The organism is Mycobacterium sp. (assembly GCF_035274705.1).
Taxonomy (GTDB): domain Bacteria; phylum Actinomycetota; class Actinomycetes; order Mycobacteriales; family Mycobacteriaceae; genus Mycobacterium.
On the sequence record NZ_DATENY010000119.1, the window covers coordinates 84,013 to 104,705 of the forward strand.

General features: G+C 66.5%; 21 protein-coding genes. 13 read left to right on the forward strand and 8 right to left on the reverse strand.

Annotation, left to right across the window (positions count from 1 at the left end):
- Positions 1-43 precede the first annotated feature (43 nt).
- From ripC to VJV41_RS25355, 3 genes are read left to right on the forward strand one after another with little or no spacing between them, the layout of a single operon-like run.
- Positions 44-1,171, forward strand: a complete 1,128-nt coding sequence (gene ripC / locus VJV41_RS25345) for a peptidoglycan hydrolase RipC (RefSeq protein ID WP_325338423.1) — start codon at positions 44-46, stop codon at positions 1,169-1,171.
- Entirely contained in the window at positions 1,140-1,973 is an 834-nt protein-coding gene (locus tag VJV41_RS25350) for a peptidase (protein WP_325338425.1), read from the forward strand. Before ripC ends, VJV41_RS25350 begins: the two co-directional genes overlap by 32 nt.
- A gap of 10 nt (positions 1,974-1,983) precedes the next feature.
- Positions 1,984-3,120, forward strand: a complete 1,137-nt coding sequence (locus tag VJV41_RS25355) for a glycosyltransferase family 4 protein (protein ID WP_325338427.1) — start codon at positions 1,984-1,986, stop codon at positions 3,118-3,120.
- Between the two features lie 2 nt (positions 3,121-3,122).
- Here the strand turns inward: VJV41_RS25355 and VJV41_RS25360 are convergent, their stop codons facing one another.
- A complete protein-coding gene (locus tag VJV41_RS25360) occupies positions 3,123-4,919 on the reverse strand; it encodes a long-chain fatty acid--CoA ligase (RefSeq protein ID WP_325338428.1) in 1,797 nt (598 codons plus the stop codon).
- 90 nt (positions 4,920-5,009) lie between these two features.
- Between VJV41_RS25360 and VJV41_RS25365 the strand changes: the two genes are divergently transcribed.
- The 5 genes from VJV41_RS25365 (at position 5,010) to VJV41_RS25385 (ending at position 8,387) form a co-directional block, all read left to right on the forward strand.
- Complete coding sequence (locus tag VJV41_RS25365; RefSeq protein ID WP_325338430.1) at positions 5,010-5,399, forward strand: polyketide cyclase / dehydrase and lipid transport; 390 nt, start codon at positions 5,010-5,012, stop codon at positions 5,397-5,399.
- 40 nt (positions 5,400-5,439) lie between these two features.
- Complete coding sequence (locus VJV41_RS25370) at positions 5,440-5,877, forward strand: SRPBCC family protein (RefSeq protein ID WP_325338432.1); 438 nt, start codon at positions 5,440-5,442, stop codon at positions 5,875-5,877.
- Between the two features lie 25 nt (positions 5,878-5,902).
- Positions 5,903-7,159 (forward strand): ArsA family ATPase, encoded by a 1,257-nt coding sequence (locus VJV41_RS25375; protein WP_325338471.1) that lies wholly within the window; start codon positions 5,903-5,905, stop codon positions 7,157-7,159.
- Complete coding sequence (locus VJV41_RS25380) at positions 7,156-7,578, forward strand: hypothetical protein (protein ID WP_325338434.1); 423 nt, start codon at positions 7,156-7,158, stop codon at positions 7,576-7,578. Before VJV41_RS25375 ends, VJV41_RS25380 begins: the two co-directional genes overlap by 4 nt.
- 83 nt (positions 7,579-7,661) lie before the next feature.
- On the forward strand, positions 7,662-8,387 hold the full coding sequence (locus VJV41_RS25385; protein WP_325338436.1) for a lysophospholipid acyltransferase family protein: 726 nt from the start codon (positions 7,662-7,664) through the stop codon (positions 8,385-8,387).
- Here VJV41_RS25385 and VJV41_RS25390 read toward each other — a convergent pair.
- Positions 8,347-9,624, reverse strand: a complete 1,278-nt coding sequence (locus tag VJV41_RS25390; RefSeq protein WP_325338438.1) for a glycosyltransferase 87 family protein — start codon at positions 9,622-9,624, stop codon at positions 8,347-8,349. The genes VJV41_RS25385 and VJV41_RS25390 overlap by 41 nt on opposite strands.
- A gap of 150 nt (positions 9,625-9,774) precedes the next feature.
- Here VJV41_RS25390 and VJV41_RS25395 point away from each other — a divergent pair, with 150 nt between their 5' ends.
- From VJV41_RS25395 to VJV41_RS25405, 3 genes are read left to right on the forward strand one after another with little or no spacing between them, the layout of a single operon-like run.
- Positions 9,775-10,587: a hypothetical protein gene (locus VJV41_RS25395; RefSeq protein WP_325338473.1), complete on the forward strand. Its 813-nt coding sequence runs from the start codon at positions 9,775-9,777 to the stop codon at positions 10,585-10,587.
- Complete coding sequence (locus tag VJV41_RS25400) at positions 10,584-11,081, forward strand: polyadenylate-specific 3'-exoribonuclease AS (RefSeq protein WP_325338440.1); 498 nt, start codon at positions 10,584-10,586, stop codon at positions 11,079-11,081. The genes VJV41_RS25395 and VJV41_RS25400 overlap by 4 nt, the downstream gene beginning before the upstream one ends.
- Before the next feature lie 33 nt (positions 11,082-11,114).
- On the forward strand, positions 11,115-12,512 hold the full coding sequence (locus tag VJV41_RS25405; RefSeq protein ID WP_325338442.1) for a class II 3-deoxy-7-phosphoheptulonate synthase: 1,398 nt from the start codon (positions 11,115-11,117) through the stop codon (positions 12,510-12,512).
- A 4-nt stretch (positions 12,513-12,516) separates the two neighbouring features.
- Here VJV41_RS25405 and VJV41_RS25410 read toward each other — a convergent pair whose 3' ends face one another.
- The gene (locus VJV41_RS25410) at positions 12,517-14,184 is read right to left on the reverse strand and encodes an FAD-dependent monooxygenase (protein WP_325338444.1); all 1,668 of its coding nucleotides are present in this window, start codon (positions 14,182-14,184) and stop codon (positions 12,517-12,519) included.
- 107 nt (positions 14,185-14,291) lie between these two features.
- Positions 14,292-15,479: a protein kinase domain-containing protein gene (locus tag VJV41_RS25415; protein ID WP_325338446.1), complete on the reverse strand. Its 1,188-nt coding sequence runs from the start codon at positions 15,477-15,479 to the stop codon at positions 14,292-14,294.
- Between the two features lie 36 nt (positions 15,480-15,515).
- On the opposite strand from VJV41_RS25415, the gene VJV41_RS25420 reads away from it, so the two are divergent.
- Positions 15,516-15,920 carry an Rv2175c family DNA-binding protein gene (locus tag VJV41_RS25420; protein ID WP_325338448.1) on the forward strand — a complete coding sequence of 135 codons (405 nt, stop codon included), beginning with the start codon at positions 15,516-15,518 and terminating at the stop codon, positions 15,918-15,920.
- Here the strand turns inward: VJV41_RS25420 and VJV41_RS25425 are convergent.
- From VJV41_RS25425 to VJV41_RS25440, 4 genes are all read right to left on the reverse strand, one after another.
- Complete coding sequence (locus tag VJV41_RS25425) at positions 15,841-17,406, reverse strand: alpha-(1->6)-mannopyranosyltransferase A (RefSeq protein ID WP_325338450.1); 1,566 nt, start codon at positions 17,404-17,406, stop codon at positions 15,841-15,843. The two genes, VJV41_RS25420 and VJV41_RS25425, sit on opposite strands and share 80 nt — an antisense overlap.
- A gap of 4 nt (positions 17,407-17,410) precedes the next feature.
- Positions 17,411-18,499 (reverse strand): bifunctional (2E,6E)-farnesyl/geranyl diphosphate synthase, encoded by a 1,089-nt coding sequence (gene idsA2, locus VJV41_RS25430; protein WP_325338452.1) that lies wholly within the window; start codon positions 18,497-18,499, stop codon positions 17,411-17,413.
- A 123-nt stretch (positions 18,500-18,622) separates the two neighbouring features.
- Positions 18,623-19,243: an LppM family (lipo)protein gene (locus VJV41_RS25435; protein ID WP_325338475.1), complete on the reverse strand. Its 621-nt coding sequence runs from the start codon at positions 19,241-19,243 to the stop codon at positions 18,623-18,625.
- A gap of 95 nt (positions 19,244-19,338) precedes the next feature.
- Entirely contained in the window at positions 19,339-19,944 is a 606-nt protein-coding gene (locus VJV41_RS25440) for a GNAT family N-acetyltransferase (protein ID WP_325338477.1), read from the reverse strand.
- A gap of 230 nt (positions 19,945-20,174) precedes the next feature.
- On the opposite strand from VJV41_RS25440, the gene VJV41_RS25445 reads away from it, so the two are divergent.
- On the forward strand, positions 20,175-20,579 hold the full coding sequence (locus VJV41_RS25445) for a DUF3040 domain-containing protein (protein WP_325338453.1): 405 nt from the start codon (positions 20,175-20,177) through the stop codon (positions 20,577-20,579).
- Positions 20,580-20,693 lie beyond the last annotated feature (114 nt).

Below are 20,693 nucleotides of genomic sequence, written 5' to 3' on the forward strand. Positions count from 1 at the left end.
CAGTTCGACGCGGATTCGTCACGGCAGTTGAAGGACGCAAATTTTGAGCCTCGACCGCACGCACCGGACCACCCGTCGTTTTCGGCGACCCGTTGTAGGCACGATAGCTGGATTGATGGTCCTCGGAGGTGTGGTCGCCGGACATGTGCAGGCGGACCCTGCCGACGATGCTCTGGCAAAGCTCAACGAGTTGTCTAGGCAAGCCGAACAGACCACCGAGGCGATGCATTCGGCCGAGCTGAATCTGAACCAGAAGCTGGCGGCGCAGGATGCCGCGGAGGCAACGCACGTTTCCGACGTCGCTGCCGTCGAATCGACAAAATCCCAATTGGCAACCTTCCAAACGTCGGTCGACAAATTAGCTGCCGCACAGTACATGGGTGGTCGCACCGACGGCCTCGACGCGATCCTGACTGCGAGCTCGCCGCAGGGTCTGATCGACCAACTCTCGGTGCAGCGGGTGATGGCCGCCGAGATGTCGGCGCAGATGAAGAGCTACCGCGAGATCGGTCAGCAGGCCGCATTGGCCGAGGAGGCGTCGGCCAAATCGGCGGCCGAGGCGAAGACCGCCGCCGAGCAGGCCGCCGCGGTGCGCGCCGACCTGCAATCCAAGCAAAGCAAGCTGCAGGTGCAGATCGCGGTGGTGAAGTCGCAGTACATGGCCCTGACGCCCAACCAGCGTGAAGCCCTGGCCGCCATGCCGCCGATGCCCGCTCCGCCCGCGCCCGAGGCGGCTCCACCGGATCCCGGAATCTTGGCCGCCCCGCCGGAGGGCATCCCACCGGGCGACGTCGCACCGCCGGGAGCTGTCCCAGGCGGCGGAAGTCCTGAGGCCGCCACTGTCATCCAGGCCGCTCTGAGCCGCATCGGTTCCCCCTATTCGTGGGGTGCGTCGGGCCCGAGCGCCTTCGACTGCTCGGGTCTGGTCATGTGGTCGTTCCAGCAGGCCGGCGTCTCGCTGCCACATTCCAGCCAGGCACTCGCCCAGGGCGGGCAGCCGGTGTCGATGGATCAGATGCAACCGGGCGATCTCGTCACCTATTACTCCGATGCGTCGCATGTGGGCATCTACATCGGCGACGGAATGATGGTGCACGCGTCGACTTACGGCACGCCGGTGCGAGTTGCTCCGGTGGACAATGCGCCGATCCACAACGTCCGCCGGTACTAAGCGCCGCTCACTGCTGGGCCTGCTGATCGCCGAGCTGATCTTCGGCGCCGTCCTGCTGGCCCGGCCTCCTGCGACCAATCCGCCAAGCCCCTCTGTGGCCGCGCCACCCTCGTTGACGACGGCGACGGCGGCGTCCACCACCGAGACCCTGAGCGATGGCCGCACCGTGCACCTCGTCGGTCTCGGTGGGACGGACACGGCGCCGGTGCTCGCCCGCATCGCCGCAGAGATGGACAGTGCCGCACGGGCTGTCACGGAATTCTGGGGGCCCAACTGGCCGAGAGACGTCCTGATCGTGGCCGCGGGATCGGACACGCAGTTCCGGCAGTTGGCGGGGGGCAGCGCCGACATCGCCGCCACCACGACAGCAGAGCGGATCATGTTCGCGCCCGGCGCCGCCGCGATGAGCGATGCGGCATTGCGAATCGTGGTGCGGCACGAGCTTTTCCATTACGCCGCTCGTGCCGACACCGCCGCTGACGCGCCGAGCTGGCTCACCGAGGGCGTTGCGGATTACGTCGGCAGGCCGCCGACGCCGCGACCGGCGAATGCGGCCGACCTGGCGTCAATACCCACCGACGCCGACTTGGGCACCGCCGGACCCGATCGCTCCCTGGCGTACGACCGGGCCTGGTGGTTTTCCCGCTTCGTGGCCGAGGAGTACGGAACCTCGACGTTGCGCGCGCTGTATCTGCGGGCGTGCGGCAACGGCCACCCCGACGCTGCTACCGCGGTGCACGACACCCTGGGCGCCGACCTGCCCACGGTGCTGATCCGCTGGCGCGCGTGGTTGACGGGCTAGCCTGCCTGGAATGAGCCGGGTGCTGCTGGTTACCAACGACTTTCCGCCGCGACGCGGCGGCATCCAGTCGTACCTGGAGGAACTGGTCGGTCACTTGGTCGCCGGTGACACCCATACGCTGATGGTGTACGCGCCGAGGTGGAAGGGCTCCGACGAGTTTGATGATCGGGCCGATGCTTCCGGTTATTCCGTCACGCGTCACCCTGGCACGCTGATGCTGCCCGTGCCTTCGGTGGCCAACAGGATGAAACGGCTGATCGATCGGCACGATATCGACACCGTGTGGTTCGGTGCCGCCGCACCGCTGGCGCTGATGGCGCCACTGGCGCGAGACGCCGGAGCAGGCCGCGTCATCGCCAGCACCCACGGCCACGAAGTGGGGTGGTCGATGCTGCCGCTGGCTCGAACGGCGTTGCGCCGCATCGGAACTGACACAGACGTGGTGACCTACGTCAGCCGCTATACCCGCGGCCGCTTCGCCTCGGCGTTCGGCGCCGACGCCGCGCTCGAGCACCTGCCGGCAGGTGTCGACACCGACCGGTTCACGCCGGACGAGGTGGCCCGCGCGGAACTGCGGGGCCGATACCGGCTGGGCACGCGGCCGGTCGTGGTCTGCGTGTCGCGATTGGTGCCACGCAAGGGTCAGGACATGTTGATCCGGGCGATGCCCGCGATCCGCCAGCGGGTGGCCGGTGCCGCGCTTGTGATCGTCGGCGGCGGCCCCTACCGGAATTCGTTGCGCCGGCTCGCGCACAGTTTCGGCGTCGCCGAGCATGTGGTGTTCACCGACGGGGTGCCCGGCGACGAACTTCCGGCGCACCACGCGCTTGCCGACGTGTTCGCGATGCCGTGCCGCACCCGCGGGGCCGGCCTGGATGTCGAGGGTCTCGGCATCGTCTATCTGGAGGCGTCCGCGACCGGAGTACCGGTGGTCGCCGGCCGGTCCGGCGGGGCCCCGGAAACGGTGCGTGACGGGGAGACCGGTGTGGTGGTCGACGGCTGGGACGTCGGCGCGATCGCGGCATCGGTTGGCGACCTGCTTGCCGACCCCGACCGCGCGGCACGCATGGGGGCAGCGGGCCGGCGCTGGGTGGTCGACAACTGGCAGTGGCGCACGCAGGCCGAACGCCTCGCGGAACTGCTCTAGCCCTACGCGTAAAGCTCTTCGATCTCGGCGGCGAACTTGTCAGCCACCACTTTGCGTTTGACCTTCAGCGTCGGCGTCAGCTCACCGGTGAGCACGGTGAAATCCACTGGCAGGATCCGGAACTTGCGGATCGCCTCGGCCTTCGACACCGCCTGGTTGGCGTTCTTGACCGCCGAGTCGATTTCGGACACCAGGTCGGGGTCTCCCGCGAGATCCTCCACTGAAGCCGTCGAGTTCTTGCCGTGGTGCTGCTTCCAGACGTCGAAAGCCTCCGGATCGATCGCGATCAGCGCTGCGATGAACGGCTTCGCGTCGCCGACCGCCATCGCCTGGCTGATCAGCGGATGCGCCCGCAGCTGATCCTCGAGTACCGCAGGGGCGACGTTCTTGCCGCCCGCGGTCACGATGATCTCCTTTTTGCGGCCGACGATCGACAGGAAACCGTCGTCGTCGATCGCGCCCAGATCCCCGGTGTGGAACCAGCCGTCGACGATGGCCTCGGCGGTGGCTTTCTCATTGCGCCAGTAACCGCCGAACACGACACCGCCGCGCACCAGCAGTTCGCCGTCGGCGGCGACCGCCATGCTGTTGCCCGGCAGCAGCTTGCCGACCGTGCCGATCTTCAATTCGCCGATCCTGTTCGCGGTGATGGCGGCGCTCGTCTCGGTCAGGCCGTAGCCCTCGTAGATGGTGAGTCCGATACCGCGGTAGAAGTGGCCGAGCCGGGTGCCCAGCGGGGCGCCACCGGAAATCGATGCCCGGCAGTTGCCGCCGGTGGCGGCGCGCAGCTTGCCGTAGACCAGGCGGTCGAACAGCGCATGCTTGGCGCGCAGCAGCAGGCCGGGGCCGCCGGTGTCCTGAGCCTTGCTCCACTCGATCGCCGTCTGCACCGCCCTGGCGAAGATCGGACCCTTACCGCTGTCCTGCGCGTTCAATTCGGCTGTGTTGTAAACCTTTTCGAACACCCGGGGCACGGAAACGATGACCGTCGGCTTGAACTCGCCAAACATTGCGACGAGGTTCTTGATGTCGCTGGTGTAGCCGATGGTCACCCCGTTCGCGAACGCCGTCATCGACAGCGCCCGGGCCAGGACGTGGGCCAGGGGCAGGAACACCAGCAGCCGTTCGCCCTTGCGGAGCAAGCTGGGGAAGGAGTCGGACGCGCTGCGCGTCTCGTACACCAGATTCGAGTGCGTCAGCTGGCAGCCCTTCGGGCGGCCGGTGGTGCCCGACGTATAGATCAGTGTCGCCGGATCGGCGGAGCGGATCGCGGCCAGGCGTTCGTCGAGCTGCCCCGGGTCGACTGCCGCGCCCGCTTCGGCCAGCCTTTCCAGCGCCGACGGTCCCGTCGACTCGATGTGCTCCACCCGGCGCAGCGCCGGCAGTTCGTCGAGCAGTTCCTTGATAAGTTGGGCATGCGCGTCGGTCTCGGCGAACGCCAGTACCGCACCCGAGTCTTCCAGCACCCAGCGCACCTGCTCTGGCGAAGACGTTTCGTAAATCGGGACGGTGACCGCACCGACCGCCAGGATCGCGTAGTCGAGGACCACCCATTCGTAGCGGGTAGCTGACAGGATGGCCACTCGATCACCGGCGTTGACACCCTGGGCGATCAAACCCAATGCCGCCGAACGGATCTGGCTCGCGGCCTGCTTACACGTGACGTCGGTCCATGCGCCGTCGACCAGACGCTGGAAGATCACATGATCGGGGTTCTCGCGTTCATGTGAAAATACGGAGGACACGATGTTGTCGTGCTCACCGACGGCGAATGATGCGGGAACACTGTACTCGCGCACGATTCTGGCCTCTCGACTAGCAGCTTTGCCGTTGTCAGCCTAGTCGGCCGCCACTCGCGGGGTCAGGTGCATGTGTGAAGCTTGTGTGCCATGAACAGCATCCAGATCGCGGACGAGACCTTCGTCGCCGCCGACCCGGTTGAGGTCGGCAAAGCGGTTTCGGATCCCGCGAGCTGGCGACGGTGGTGGCCCGACCTGCTGTTGACGGTGGTCGAGGACCGCGGGGACAAAGGGCACCGCTGGACGGTCACCGGCGCACTGACCGGAACGATGGAGATCTGGCTCGAGCCGGTCCTCGACGGGGCCATACTCCACTACTTCCTGCACGCCGAACCGTCTGGTGTTGCGGCATGGGAGCTGGCGAAGATGAACCTGGCCAGGATGAACCATCGTCGCCGGGTGGCGGGCAAGAGGATGTCGTTCGAAGTAAAGCAACGGCTGGAGGCATCGCGCCCAGTCGGCGTATCGCGCCTGGCCTGATACTTCGGCCGGAGCATGCAGGGGGAGGTAGATTTTTCACGTGGCGGACAAGACGGCTCAGACCATCTACATCGATGCCGATCCTTCGACGGTGATGGACGTCATCGCCGACATCGGTTCCTATCCGGAATGGGTCAACGAGTACAAGGAAACCGAGGTGCTCGAGGCCGATGAGGCCGGTTATCCCAAGACCGCCCGGCTGGTGCTCGACGCCGCTGTCCTCAAGGACACCATGGTGCTGTCCTACGACTGGCCGCCCGACCGTGGCTCGGTGAAGTGGTCGCTGGTGTCCAGTTCACTGCTGAAGTCTCTGGACGGCGCATATCGCTTGTCGCCCAAGGGATCTGGCACCGACGTCACCTACGAATTGTCTGTCGATCTGATGATTCCGATGATCGGGCTGTTGAAGCGGAAGGCTGAACGGCGCCTCACGGATACCGCATTGAAGGACCTCAAGAAACGAGTCGAGGCTGAGTGATCTCCCACCACCCCCGCCCGGTGTGATTCTGGGTGCCCCGACCGCTGCCCGGATCAGTCTCTTCGTCGGCAAGGGCGGGGTAGGTAAGTCAACGTTGGCCACCGCAACCGCGGTACGCGATGCGCGCGCCGGGCTGCGGGTCTTGATCGTCTCCACCGACCAGGCGCATTCGACCGGCGACGTCCTCGGCCTCACCGTCGCCCCGACGGGTCTGCGTGACCCGACTCGGGTGCTCGCCGACGATGCCGAGGCCGGCGGCGGCATGCTCGACGCGCTCGCGCTGGACACCTTGGCGTTGCTCGAGTCACGGTGGCGCGAGATCGCCGGCCTGCTGTCTGGCCGTTTTCCGGAGTCGGACGTCGGAGACATTGCGCCAGAAGAACTTTCAGCATTGCCGGGCATCCAGGAGGTCCTCGGCTTGCATGAAGTCGGCGAGCTGGCCCTCTCAGGCGAGTGGGACCACGTCGTGGTGGACTGCGCGTCGACCGCGGACGCGTTGCGCATGCTCACGCTGCCCGCGACGTTCGGCCTTTACCTGGAACGGGCCTGGCCGCGGCACCGGCGGCTATCGACCGCGAGTTCGGATGCGCGGGCGGCGGCGGTCGTCGAGCTGCTCGAGCGCATCGGGGACGGCACGGAACAGCTGAGCTCGCTGCTGACCGACGGCACACGGGTCAGCGCCCATCTGGTGATGACGGCCGAGCGGGTGGTGGCCGCCGAAGCGGTGCGCACGCTGGGCAGCCTGGCATTGATGGGAGTGCGGGTCGACGAGCTGATCGTCAATCAGGTTCTGCTCCAAGACGATTCGTACGAATACCGCAATCTGCCCGAGCATCCGGCCTTCGACTGGTACGCCGAGCGCATCTGCGAGCAGCAGGCGGTTCTTGCCGAGCTGGATACCACCATCGGCGACGTGCAGCTGGTCCTCGTTCCGCATCTGCCGGGTGAGCCGATCGGGCCGAAGGCCCTTGGCGAGCTGCTGGACAGCGCGCGTCGCCGCGACGGGTCAGCTCCACCCGGGCCGCTGCGGCCCGTCGTCGATCGCGAATCAGGATCTGGACTCGAAGCCGTCTACCGGTTGCGGCTAGAGTTGCCGCAGGTCGATTCCGCCGCTTTGACGTTGGGCCGGGTCGACGACGACTTGATCATCGGCGCAGGCGGTATGCGGCGCCGGATCCGGCTGGCGTCCGTCCTCCGACGGTGCATCGTGATGGACGCGCAGTTGAGGGGCAGTGAGCTGACGGTGCGATTTCGACCGAATCCGGAGGTGTGGCCAGCGTGAGTGGCTCCCAGCGTGACGCCGGAGCCGATGGGAGGCGACATCCGGAATTAGCTCCCGAACTGCGACAGCTCGCTCAGACCATCCTGGACCGGCTGGACCCCGCGGTGCGACTGGCCGCCGCACGGGCGGCGGGCAGCGGGGACGGACCCGGTAAATGCCAGCAGGTGTGGTGCCCGGTGTGCGCACTGGCGGCGCTGGTCGCCGGCGAGCAGCATCCGCTGCTGACCGTCATCGCCGATCACAGCGTGGCGCTGCTGGCGGTCATCAGGGCGATCATCGAAGACACAGCGCAGACTCCGTCGGGGCCCCCCGAGCCGCCGCCGGAGAGCCCGCCGCCGGACGCCGGTCCTGGCGGTGACGAACCACCACCGCCGGGCCCTGGCCGCTATCAGCACATCCCTGTGACGGTGGAGGAGTGAGACTCGGCAATGTGGTCGGGTCCACGGCTGGTGGGTAAAGTTGTCGCAAAGCACCGTCCGGTGCTCGGTGGTGGGGAGGGTCCATGTGGTACTGGCTTTTCAAGTACATCTTCATGGGCCCTTTGCTGTCGTTGCTCGGTCGGCCGAAAGTCGAAGGGCTGGAGTACGTTCCGCATTCCGGCCCGATGATCCTGGCCAGTAATCACCTGGCCGTGGCCGACAGCTTCTACCTGCCCCTGGTTGTGAGCCGCCGGATCACCTTCCTTGCCAAGGCCGAATACTTCAGCGGAACCGGCCTCAAGGGCTGGTTTCAGCGGTGGTTCTACACCGCCGCCGGGCAGGTGCCGATCGACCGCACCGATGCCGACAGCGCCCAGAGCGCACTGGACACTGCGGCGCGGATCGTCAACGAAGGCAAGTTGCTGGGCATGTATCCCGAGGGCACCCGCTCACCCGACGGACGTCTGTACAAAGGCAAGACCGGCCTGGCGCGACTGGCGCTGCAGACCGGTGTGCCGGTCATTCCCGTCGCGATGATCGGAACCGACGTCGTCAACCCTCCGGGCAGCAAGATGTGGCGCTTCGGCCGCGTCCAGGTCAAGTTCGGCAAGCCGATGGACTTCAGCCGTTTCGAGGGCCTGGCGGGCAATCGCTTCATCGAACGCGCCGTGATCGACGAGGTGATGTACGAGCTGATGCGCCTGTCCGGGCAGGACTATGTCGACCTGTACGCCGCCGACGTCAAAGAGGGAAAAGGTGAGACGGCGATCAAGCCGCCGGCGCGGATGCCTGAAGCAGCGGCCGGCTAGGCGAGCGCGCCGCTGCCTTCGCTGACACGGTGCCTGCCACCACGATCATCGCCACCGCCCACCACACATACGAACCACCGGCTAGTTGGCGCCACAACGAAGCCGCGGTTTCACGGTGCTCGGGCATCAGCGGGATCGGCGTCCACACCATCAGCGCGATGCCCGCGAGGGTGACCAGGCCCAGCGCGATATGCCGTCGCCGGTAGGCCACCACGGTCGTCACGAGCACCGCGGGCAGCGCCCACACCCAGTGGTGTGACCACGACACCGGCGAAACCACCAGGCCGAACATCGCCACGCAGACCAGCGCAAGTACCGGTTCTTCTGCTCGAACGACACGTCGCGCCGCCCACACAGTCAAGCCGAGCACCGCAAAGCACAGAAGCGTCCACAACACGAACCGCTCGCCCTCGCTGAGGCCAAGCCTCGCCAGGGTGCCTGCGATGTTCTGGTTGGTGTTCAGCGTGGCGGTGCCGATCCTGTCGGTGTTTCGCACGGTGTCGGTCCAGTACTCCAAGGAGTCGCGCCAGGCGAGCGCGAAACCGGCAAGCGTGGCGGTGACGGCCGAGGCCGCCGTTACGAGTAGCGCACGTGTGTTGCGCCGCAGCAGGAAATACAGCAGGAACACCGCGGGGGTGAGCTTGAGCGCGATGGCCAGCCCCAGCAGCATGCCCCGCGGCCACGGCGTCTTGCGGGGCATGCAATCGGCGATCACGAGAGTCATCAGCACGACGTTGATCTGACCGAAGTCGAAGTTCGACCGGATCGGCTCGAGATAGACCACGGCCGGTGCCACGATCGCCACAGCCAGCCAGCACCGTCGAACCCACGCGGGCTCAGCAGTGATCGAGGTCTGCGGCCACACGTCCAAGCGGGTCAATACGATCACCGTCGACGCGATGAGCAGCAGCAGCGTCGTGAGCGTGATCGCAATGCTGGCCGCCTTCAGCGGCAGCCACGCGAAAGGGGAGAACACCACCGCCGCCAGCGGCGGGTACGTAAACGGCAGGTCCAGGCCGGCGCGGGTGTGGAACATCGCCCCGTCGGCGTACAGCGGCCTGCCGTCCAGCCAGGCCTGCCCGCCCATCCGGTACACGTCGATGTCAATGCGATACGGGGTGTGGCCGAGCAGTCGCCAGGCCGCCCAGGCCAACGCCGCCAGGGTGAGCAGTTCAAACAGTCGCCAGGCGAGCGTTGGCCCCCAACCAACGCCGCCGGGCGACCGCCAAGTACTCATGTCGCAGACCAGACTATCGGTGCGCACCGGCGCGTCGGCGGGTAACCATGCCGTGACACGCGCAGGTCGGCGTAAGTTTTGGCCGTGCCCGACGAACTCAAGTTCGACCTGAACTTCGATCTGGTCGTCCCGCCGGAGCGACGGCCGCTGATGTGGTGCCTGATCGCCTTCCTCCTGACCTTCCTGGTGACGCGCACGATCGTCCGGTATATCCGGTCGCATGCCGACAGCGACGCGCCGCGCAAGTGGTGGCAGCCTCGCAACATCGGCCACGGCTCGTTGCACATCCATCACGTGGTAATCGGTGTGATCTTGGTCATGGTTTCCGGCGTGACAATGGTGACGTTGGCTGTGGACGGGGGAGTACCCGAATTCACGGCCGCCGCAATCATTTTCGGAATCGGCGCGGCGCTCGTGCTGGACGAGTTCGCGTTGATCCTGCATCTGCAGGACGTGTATTGGTCCGAGGACGGCCGCACGTCGGTGGACGCGGTGTTCGCCGCGGTTGCGGTGGCAGGGCTGTTGATCTTGGGCTTCAACCCGTTGTCGTTTTTCGACGTCACCATCTGGCGCGAGGACCAGACGTTGGAGGCGCGGGCAGTGGTGATCGCGGTGGCAGTGGTGACGCTGCTTCTTGCAGTGATCGTGCTGTTCAAGGGCAAGGTGTGGACCGGGCTGGTCGGCATGTTCATCACCCCCCTGTTGTTGGTCGGAGCCCTCCGGTTGTCGCGGCCGCATGCACCGTGGGCGCGCTGGCGCTACGGCGACAAGCCCCGCAAGATGCACAGGGCGCTGGAACGGGAACGGCGACTGCGTCGACCGGTGGTGCAGGCGAAGCTGTGGCTGCAGCATGTGATCGCCGGGGAGCCGCACTTCCCCGACGACAATGAGGTCAACGAGCAACTCGACCGCGAAATCCATCCGGCCCCCGCGCCGCAGGAGCGGACGGCGGCTGGCGTGTGAAGTACTTCTACGACACCGAGTTCATCGACAACGGCCGTACCATCGAATTGATCTCGATCGGCGTGGCCGCCGAGGACGGCCGCGAGTATTACGCGATTTCAACGGAATTCGATCCAGAGCGGGCAGGCAGTTGGGTGCGCAAACACGTGCTGCCCAAGCTGCCGTCGCCGGCGTCTCCGCTCTGGCGCTCACGCAGGCAGATCCGCGCGGACCTCGAAGACTTCTTCGGTGTCGACGGCGACGAGCCGATCGAGCTGTGGGCATGGGTGGGCGCCTACGACCACGTCGTGCTGTGCCAGCTGTGGGGGCCGATGACCGACCTGCCGCCGGCGATTCCGCGGTTCACCCGCGAGCTGCGCCAGTTCTGGGAGGACCGCGGTTCGCCGCGGATGCCGCCGCGACCCCGTGACTCGCATGACGCCCTGGTCGATGCCCGGCACAACCTGCAGCGATTCCGGTTGATGACCACGGGGGAAGTGCCTGCGCACGGTTAAAAACCACGTGTTGGCGCCCGTTACCATGGATGGGTGAACTGGACCGTCGACGTACCCATCGACCAGCTGCCTCCGCTCCCGCCGCTGCCCGATGACCTGCGGCATAAGCTGGACGCCGCGCTCTCCAAGCCTGCGGTGCAGCAGCCGGGCTGGGACGCCGACGCCGCCAAGGTGATGCGCACCGTGCTGGAAAGCGTTCCGCCCGTCACCGTGCCCGCCGAGATCGAGAAGCTCAAGGGCCAGCTGGCCGCCGTTGCCCGCGGGGAGGCGTTCCTGCTGCAGGGCGGCGACTGCGCCGAGACGTTCGTGGACAACACCGAGCCGCATATCCGGGCCAACATCCGCACGCTGCTGCAGATGGCGGTGGTGCTGACCTACGGCGCGAGCATGCCGGTGGTGAAGGTGGCCCGTATCGCCGGCCAGTACGCCAAGCCGCGGTCCTCCGACATCGACGCGCTGGGCCTGAAGTCCTACCGCGGTGACATGATCAACGGCTTCGCGCCCGACGCCGCCGCACGCGAACACGACGCGTCGCGGCTGGTGCGTGCATACGCCAACGCGAGCGCGGCGATGAATCTGGTTCGCGCACTGACCGCGTCGGGCTTGGCGTCGCTACATCTGGTGCACGACTGGAACCGCGAGTTCGTCCGCACGTCGCCCGCGGGTGCCCGTTACGAGGCACTGGCCGCCGAGATCGACCGCGGCCTGATGTTCATGAGCGCCTGCGGGGTCAACGACCGCAACCTGGATACCGCCGAGATCTACGCCAGCCATGAGGCTTTGGTGCTCGACTACGAGCGCGCGATGCTGCGGTTGTCCACCGACTTCCCGGTCGAGGAGCCCGAGCCGCGGCTCTACGACCTGTCCGCGCATTACGTGTGGATCGGGGAGCGGACTCGTCAGCTCGAGGGCGCGCACGTCGCTTTCGCGGAGGTGATCGCCAACCCGATCGGCGTGAAGATCGGTCCGACGATGACCCCCGAGCTCGCCGTCGAATTCGTCGAGCGGCTCGATCCGCACAACCAGCCAGGACGGCTGACGCTGGTCAGCCGGCTGGGCAACAACAAGGTGCGCGACTTGCTGCCGCCGATCATCGAGAAGGTGCAGGCCACCGGGCACCAGGTCATCTGGCAGTGCGACCCGATGCATGGCAACACCCACGAGTCCTCGACGGGTTACAAGACCCGCCACTTCGACCGCATCGTCGACGAGGTGCAGGGCTTCTTCGAGGTGCACCGTGCGCTCGGCACCCATCCCGGCGGCATTCACGTCGAAATCACCGGCGAGAACGTCACCGAGTGCCTCGGCGGCGCGCAGGACATCTCCGACTCCGATCTGGCCGGCCGCTACGAGACGGCTTGCGATCCGCGGCTGAACACCCAGCAGAGCCTGGAGCTGGCGTTCCTCGTCGCCGAGATGTTGCGCGACTGAGCGTCTAACCCGCCAGCGCCGTTGTCGTGGCCGGCAACCGGGCGGCCAGGTCGGCCATCAGGTGTTCGGTGTCGATGGGCTTTCCGCGATAGCCGATGTACTTGTCCGGGCGGACGACGAACGCGCTGGCCTCGGTGATTCCGTACTGACGATGCGCGCACCGGTCGGGATCGCCGAGCGCCAGTGGATGATCGGCGAAGCGCTCGGCTGTGATTACTCGTGCCCGCACCAGATTTGGGTATGACCGCTCGATCTCTTCCGCAATCCGGCATAGCTCGATGGCCGGCCGGGCGCCATCGTCGAGGCCGGTGAACAGCAGCACGCTGTGGTGCGTGCCGCGCAGCATTTCATGGAGCCGTCGCGGGTTTGCGTCGACGAGCAGGTCGGCTTCGCGTGCCCGGTCACCGGGCGCGGGTGCATCGCGCCAGCCCCCACCGTCCTCGGCATTTAGCGGGCTTTGCGGATAACGCAGCCGCAGCTGCGCCAACGTGCCGACGAACCACCGGCGAACCGACGGGCGCGTCAGCACAGTCGTGGCCACCAGCGGGCCGATGCGGCCGCGGGCGATCCGCGAGATCGGATTCTGGCCGGCGAAGGCGGTGAACAGTCGGTCGGTCGTCTTCAGCAGCTGGACACCGATCGGGTGCCGCTCGGCTTCGTAGCTGTCCAGCAGCGTCGGGTCGGCGATGCCGCGTTCGACCAGAGCTAGCTTCCACGCCAGGTTGTAGGCGTCCTGGATGCCGGTGTTCATGCCTTGCGCGCCCGCCGGGCTGTGCACATAGGCGGCGTCGCCGACCAGAAAGACGCGGCCCTCGCGATAGTGCGGCGCGACGCGGCTGTGCACGCGGTAGCGGGTTACCCAGTACTCCCTGACGACCTTGGCGGGGAAGGGAACTCGCTCATCAACCATCGCCTGGAACTCGTCGTGGGTCGGCTCGCTGCACTCGGCGGTCGGGCCTTCGGGCCCAGGAGGGAAGTTGCCGAAGATCCGGTAGCGGTTCTCGCCCGGCATCGAGAAGGCAGCGAAAATACCTGCGGGACTTGGGAATCCATAGATTTTGCCATGCGGTAGCGGCCAGTCGAGCTCGGCGTCGGCCATGATGAACTCGTCGCGATAGGTCGAACCGGCGAAGGGAATGCCCGCCGCCTTGCGAACCGCGCTATGGGAGCCGTCGCAGCCGATCACCCACCGGCAACGCAGTGTCTCGCTCGATCCGTCCTCGCTGCGCAGGGTCGCTGTGACCCCGTCGTTGTCCTGCGTCAGATCGATCAGTGATCGCCCGCGCATAACCTCGATGCGCCGGTTGGCGAGTGCCTCGGTGAGAAGACGCTCGGTGTCATGCTGCGAGAGCGTGCGCAGTCTGGAATAGGCCGTGTAGTTCTGCGGTCCCGTCAGCATGCCGGCGACATCCATTTGCACGAGCTTGTTCTTGAACGTGATCGTGAGGCCATCCACCGGATTTCCCGCGGCGAAAGCCGGGTCGATCACACCCATGTCATCGAACACCTCCAAGGTGCGGGGCTGGACGACCAGGGCGCGGGAGGTGGTCGATGGTTCGGGTGCGCGGTCGATGATGCGCACTTCGGCGCCGTGGCGCACTAGTTCGTTGGCCATTGTCAGACCGGTCGGGCCTGCTCCAACGACCAGCACAGCGATCGCTTGATCGTTCATCGTGGTCACCTCGGTGTGATTTCTACGTTTGTTGAATTCTTCCACTACGACAGTAGTAGTGAAAGGCGCGGGAATCAACCCGAAATGTTCTGTGGTCTGACGCGGTGCTAGATGAGGTTGGCGAGATTGCTGCCGACCGTCCATGCGGCGGCGGCGACGAGACCGGCCAGCGTCAGCACGGCGACCACCCAGAACAGCAGCGCACGCCTCGCGCGCTGACGGGCCCAGTAGAACTCATCCATGTCGATCCCCGCGAATTGCCCTGCCACGCCGCGATATTCGTACTCACCGTCCGGCGTGTACGGCTGCCATTCCTCGCTGGTGAGCTGCCTGGTGTGCTGGCGCGGAGCCGGCGCGGGAACAACTTGGCTGTGATACATCGCGGCCGACGCGTGCTGGGCCGAGTTGCGCGGTGCGGGCACGCGAAACTGCGGCAGGCCCAGCTCGTCGACGATCGCGTCGAGCTCGGCGCGCATGTCTTGTGCGTCGGCATACCGGTCGGCGGGGTCGCGAGCGGTCGCGCGCAGCACCAACTCGTCGAACTGCGCTGGGACGCCTGAGATTATCGTGCTCGGCGGCGCGACGTCGGTGTCCATCCGCTGGTATGCGACGGCCAGCGCGCTGTCGCCCGTGAACGGGGTGGCGCCGGTCAGCAGCTCGTAAGCCAGGATGCCGACGGAGTACACGTCGCTGCGCGGCCCGGCGTTGCCGGTGCTCACCTGCTCGGGCGACAGGTAGGCCGCGGTGCCCAAGATGACGCTGGTGGAGGTGATCTTGGCTTCTGCGACGGCGCGAACCAGACCGAAGTCGGCGATTTTCACCTCGCCGTTGTCAGAAACCAGCACGTTTTCCGGTTTGACGTCGCGGTGCACAAGCCCGGCGCCGTGTGCGACCGCCAAGCCACCCAGGACGGGACCCAGCACCGCGGCGACCGCGTGCGGCGGCATCGGCCCGCGCTCCCGCAGCAGTTCGCGAAGCGTGCCACCCTCGATCAGCTCCATCACCAGGAACGGATGCTGGCCGTCGATGCCCTGGTCGTAGACGGCGACAAGACCGGGATCCTTGAGCTTGGCGACCGCGCGCGCCTCGCGCTGAAACCGCGTCAGGAACTGGTGGTCGCCGGAATATCGCGAATCCATGATCTTCAGCGCCACCGGCCGGTCGAGGCGAAGATCCAGTCCGCGGTACACCGCGGACATGCCTCCGGTGGCGATCATCGCCTGGACACGGTACCGCCCGTCAAGCACGGCCCCCACGAGCGGGTCGGATTGCTGGAAGGGCTCCACCGAACACATGTTACGAGCCGGCCGATTCGTCTTAGACTCTATGCGGTGAGCAGCATTCCGGCCGCCGACGATGTTTTGGATCCCGGCGAGGCCGTCTACGAGTTACCCGCCGTCGCCGATTTGCTCGGTGTTCCGGTGACCAAGGTGCATCAGCAGTTGCGTGAGGGCCACCTGATCGCGGTGCGTCGTGACGGTGTGGTGGTGGTGCCCAAGATCTTCTTCGACGACACCGGCCACGTGGTCAAGCCCCTGGCCGGGCTGCTCGTCGTTCTGCACGACGGGGGATACCGCGACACGGAGATCGTGCGCTGGCTTTTCACGCCCGACCCCTCGCTGACCATCAGCCGAGACGGTGCGATACAGCAGCAGGCTAATGCGCGGCCGGTGGATGCGCTGCACTCGCATCAGGCCCGGGAAGTGGTGCGTCGGGCCCAGGCGATGGCCTACTAGGCGCGCTGTACAGGTAGTACCACGCCGCAGCGCCGCATGCCGTGGCGAGGAGCACATGTATCCACGAGTACATGCCATGCGCCCCATCGGGTTTCCAGATCACGGTGATCCACGTGGAAAGAGCCGCGATCACCGCAATGGACAACCGCGACTGCGCCAGTGCCGACACCACTGCCAGCGGCCAGGTGTAGTACCACGGTAGCGCCGCGGGCACGAACAGCACCACGACGCCCATTACCAGGGCGATGCCGAGAAGCGCCTCGCGGTCGGTGTGGCGAAACCTCCACCACAGCAATGGAAGTGAGATCGCGATGATCGCGATGCCGACGATGCGGGTGATGTCGAGAACGGCGTAGAAGTTCACGGGAAAGAGCAGACTGCCGAAGACATTGACCAGATTGGCCGCGGCGGTCGGCACGGTCAGCCAGTTGATGATCTTCACCGATCCGGCCAGGGCGGTCAGCCAGCCGAGACCGACCCCGGCGGCGGCGGACAACACCGCGAAGACTGCGACGAAGATCACCGCAGACGCTGCAGTGGCCACCGCGAAGGCTTTGACCGGGGCATACCCACGTCGGTCGCGAATGTCGCGCGTCCACACCCACACCATGAACGGAAGCGCCAGCCCCGCCGTGGCTTTCACCGCCACCGCGACGGCAATCAGGCTGACGCCGGCGATGTGGTGGCGACCGAATGTCAGCGCGATGGCGGCCATCATCAGCCCGACCATCAGCATCTCGTTGTGCACCCCACCCATCAGATGGATGATCACCAGCGGGTTGAGCACGCAGATCCATAGGGCAGCAGCCCCGCTGGCGCCGACGTGACGGGCGACCCGCGGCGCCGCCCAGATCAGCAGGGCGAGCCCCGGCAGCATGCACAGCCGCAGCAGCATGGTTCCCGCGACGACGTCGTTGCGGACCAGCAAGGTGACGAACTTCGCCACCAAGATGAACGCGGGTCCGTACGGTGCAGTCGTCGTCGTCCAGATCGGACTCACGTTGTCCAGCAACGAGTTCGGATTATCGACCGGACCGACGACATAAGGGTCGAAGCCGTCGCGCAGCAGGGCGCCCTGCGCCAGATACGAATACGTGTCCCGGCTGAACACCGGAACACTCAACAACAGCGGCGCCAGCCAGAAGCCGGTCGTCGCGATCATCGTGTATTCGGTTGCCGTGCGGTCGATCACGCGGCGGCCCAGCCACAGCCATGCGACCAGCATCAGCGCAACACCGATCCACAACAGCACCGAAGACAGCACCAGGCCATGGCCGAAGCGAAGCCACGACAGGTGCATCGACTCGAGCAGCGGATCGTGCAACCGGGTGCTGCCCGCGCCAAGCCCCCCAGCGGTGATCAGGACTGCGCCGAGAGCGCCCAGCAGCGCGGGACGGGCGTCCACAGAGGTGGTGAACAACCTCAGGCGCGAGAAATGTTGGGCGAGCCCGTTTTTCGTGGCCTCGGCAGGCGCGGACGTTGTCATGCTCCTACGCGGACCGGTTCGCGGCCAATCTGGCGAGCTCGGACAGGCCAACCTTGGCCCGCGCGTCGATCGGTGCGGCGTTGAGGATCTCGAGCGCGCGGCGGGTCAGCATGTCGATACGGCCCTCGACCGCAGCCAGTGCGCCGACCGACTCGATCACCAGACACAGCTCCTTGATCTGGGCATCGGACAGCTCGGTGCCGATCGACGTACGTAACAGCTTGGCGGCTACGGGATCCATTTTCTCCGCCAGCTCGACCGCCTCGGCGAGCAGCACGGTGCGCTTGCCGGACCGCAGGTCGTCACCGGACGGCTTACCGGTCACCGCGGGGTCGCCGAACACGCCGAGCACGTCGTCGCGCAACTGAAATGCCACCCCCAAGCTGGTGCCCAGTTCGTGGAACGCGTCGAGAACTTCGGGGCGGTCGGCGGCCGCGGCCGCGCCGAGCTGCAACGGCCGAGAGATGGTGTAGGAGGCAGTCTTGTAGATATTGACCGTCATCGCCGAGGCCACGGTCTCCGCGCCGCTGGATTCGGCGACGATGTCCAGGTACTGCCCGCCGAGCACCTCGGTGCGGATCGCCGACCACACTCGCCGCACCCGCAGATGGGCGTCCACCGGCAGATCCGCGGTCGCGACGATGTCGTCGGCCCATACCAGCGCGAGGTCACCCAGCAGGATGGCCGCCGACATCCCGAACTGCTCGGGGGAGCCGTGCCAGTTGCTGGTGCGGTGCTTGTCGGCGAACAACCTGTGCACGGTGGGCAGGCCTCGGCGGGTCGCCGACGCGTCGATCACGTCATCGTGCACCAGCGCGCACGCGTGGAGCAGTTCAAGTGCCGAGATCAGCCGTATCACCCGCGGTTCGAGCAGGTCATCGGACGCCTCAGCGACCGCACGCCAGCCCCAATAGGCGAACAACGGGCGCAGCCGCTTACCACCGCGCATTACGAACTCTTCGAGGGCGGCGGTCAGCTCCGCATAGTCGGCGCCGATGTAGGAAGAGTCACGGCGGCGACTGCGGAGATATTCGCGCAATTGGTCGGTGACGGCGCCGGCCAATTCGACGGCCGACGGTGCCGCTGCATTCACGCTCAGCGGGCGCCCCTTTCGTCAATCGGCGTCTACTCGCCCCCGAGTGCACTTCAGAGTAGAGCGTGCCACTGGGTTTTTACCAAGTCAGGCATGGACTCACCAGGGGCGCGTGCCGTGTCTTCAGCGTGATTGGTCTGCCGGATCGCCGACACGAGGGGAGCGGTCCCGGTTCATATACGCCAGCCCGCCGACGATGCTGGCGACCAAGACTGACGCGACGCCAAGCCAGATCGCCGCACCGGTGAACGAGCGTGCGCTCGGGTCGGTGTAGCGGGCCTGGGCGTTCATCGTGCTGACCACACCTGGCCGCAGCTTCCACTCCACGACTTCGGACGACACCTGGTCGCCGTTGGTCGACGTCACCTCGCCGGGGAACGACACAGAAAGCGAGACGTCGGCCTCGGGGTCGTTGAGCGACGTGAGGTCGGCGCGCCCCTCGAGAATCACCAGATCACCGGCGCGGCGCAGCGAGATGTCGACCCCGGCTGAGTCGCGGTTCATATTCGCCAGCTGCGGCAGCTCGGCGAAGGTGAGGTCGGAGAACACCGCCTCCGAGCCGACGTAGTCGTCGCGGCTGTAGTCAGAAACCGCCACTTTCTGGGCGAACGGCAGGTTGTTGAGAAGCTGAGGGCCCTTGTCGTCGGCGTTGCGAGGCTTGGCCGCCGCGATGATCTGGCCTGAGACCCGGTCGTCAGGGGAGACCGTGATCGACGCCCGCACCCGCACACATCCGACGGCCATTGGCAGGACGAGCAACAGCAGCGCGATCGCCAGCAAGCGGCGTCTCGCCCGCGGCGAAAGGTCAGGCACGTGGTCATCGTGCCAGATTGGGTGTGCTATAGCGGCAGTGACCGGCCCAGGATCGCAAACGCCCGCGGATCGCCCGCGAAGTGGTAGCCGCGGATGATGTCGGTGAACCCGAGCCGCCGGTACAGCCGCCAGGCCCGGTTTGCCTCGCCGTTGATCTCCGGCGTCGACAGCAACACGTGCGCCTCGCAGCGGTCCGTGAGCAGCCGCCGGGCCAGCGCCTCGCCCAGCCCGCGGCCTTGGGCCTGGGGCGCGATGTGCAGCTCGGTCAGCTCGAAGTAGCTCGTCATCAGCTCGGAGATGCGGGTCGAGTCCGCGCCGACGCGGTGCAGGCCGGCCACCACTTGCTGCTGCCACCACTGGTCGGGCGCACCGCAATAGCCGTACGCGACTCCGAGCATCGGCGCCGCGCTCAGGGCGGCGGTGGACCGGTCTCCATTTTGTCCATCTTGGTCGGGCACCTCCACCGCGGCCACGGCCTTCCAGCCGTTCCGGCGGGTGTGCTCCAGCCACATCGATGCGCGTTGTTCCTCGGTGCCGCGCGGGTAGCGCATGGCGTCGACATAGATGCCAAGCGCGTCACCGAGCCGGCGTTGCATATCGCTCGGCGACAGATCGATCAGAAATGTCGCCAACTTCGTATCGCCCTTCGCGGTGTCGTGCCGTGCCGTCAACACCATTATTGGTTGAGCGAGGCGCTGGTTGGCAGCGGCGGTGTACGTCATAGAATCGACCGGCGAACTAGGTGGTACGGCTCAGATTGACCTCGTATCATGACTGTTAGGCGTCCGCCGTGGCGGGCGGACACAATTTTTGAACGATAGAGACCGGTCGCATCGGCTCCTGGGCCCCGAGGGAGGGACGAATGCCACTCTCCGATCATGAGCAGCGCATGCTCGACCAGATCGAGAGCGCGCTCTATGCCGAGGACCCCAAGTTCGCATCGAGCGTTCGTGGCGGTACTCTGCGCGCGCCCTCGGCCCGGCGCCGGCTACAAGGGGCCGCGCTTTTCGTGATCGGTCTGGCGATGCTGGTGTCCGGTGTCGCGTTCAAGGCCACCATGATCGGCAGTTTTCCCATCTTGTCCGTGGTCGGCTTCGTTGTGATGTTCGGCGGCGTGGTCTTCGCCATCACCGGTCCGCGGGTGGCCGGCGGCCGCGATCGTTCCGGCTCCGAGCCTGGCGCGCCGCGGCAGAAGCGTGCCAAGGGCGGAGGCGGCTCGTTCACCAGCCGGATGGAAGATCGGTTCCGCCGCCGCTTCGACGAGTAGATCCGCGCCGACCCACGGGGTAGCCCACGACGGGCTACCCCATTTTTTTGTGCGCGGCGCGTCGGCAATTCCCCACACCTCCCCACCACGGCCACAAAGCTGGCCTACCTGCTG

Coding starts and splice junctions, on each gene's coding strand:
- VJV41_RS25365 (WP_325338430.1), top strand. CDS start 5,010: ATGAACAGCATCCAGATCGCGGACGAGACCTTCGTCGCCGCCGACCCG.
- VJV41_RS25385 (WP_325338436.1), top strand. CDS start 7,662: ATGTGGTACTGGCTTTTCAAGTACATCTTCATGGGCCCTTTGCTGTCG.
- VJV41_RS25445 (WP_325338453.1), top strand. CDS start 20,175: ATGCCACTCTCCGATCATGAGCAGCGCATGCTCGACCAGATCGAGAGC.
- VJV41_RS25410 (WP_325338444.1), bottom strand. CDS start 14,184: ATGAACGATCAAGCGATCGCTGTGCTGGTCGTTGGAGCAGGCCCGACC.
- VJV41_RS25425 (WP_325338450.1), bottom strand. CDS start 17,406: ATGACAACGTCCGCGCCTGCCGAGGCCACGAAAAACGGGCTCGCCCAA.
- VJV41_RS25390 (WP_325338438.1), bottom strand. CDS start 9,624: ATGAGTACTTGGCGGTCGCCCGGCGGCGTTGGTTGGGGGCCAACGCTC.
- VJV41_RS25355 (WP_325338427.1), top strand. CDS start 1,984: ATGAGCCGGGTGCTGCTGGTTACCAACGACTTTCCGCCGCGACGCGGC.
- VJV41_RS25350 (WP_325338425.1), top strand. CDS start 1,140: ATGCGCCGATCCACAACGTCCGCCGGTACTAAGCGCCGCTCACTGCTG.
- VJV41_RS25415 (WP_325338446.1), bottom strand. CDS start 15,479: ATGTGTTCGGTGGAGCCCTTCCAGCAATCCGACCCGCTCGTGGGGGCC.
- VJV41_RS25435 (WP_325338475.1), bottom strand. CDS start 19,243: ATGGCCGTCGGATGTGTGCGGGTGCGGGCGTCGATCACGGTCTCCCCT.
- VJV41_RS25395 (WP_325338473.1), top strand. CDS start 9,775: ATGTGGTGCCTGATCGCCTTCCTCCTGACCTTCCTGGTGACGCGCACG.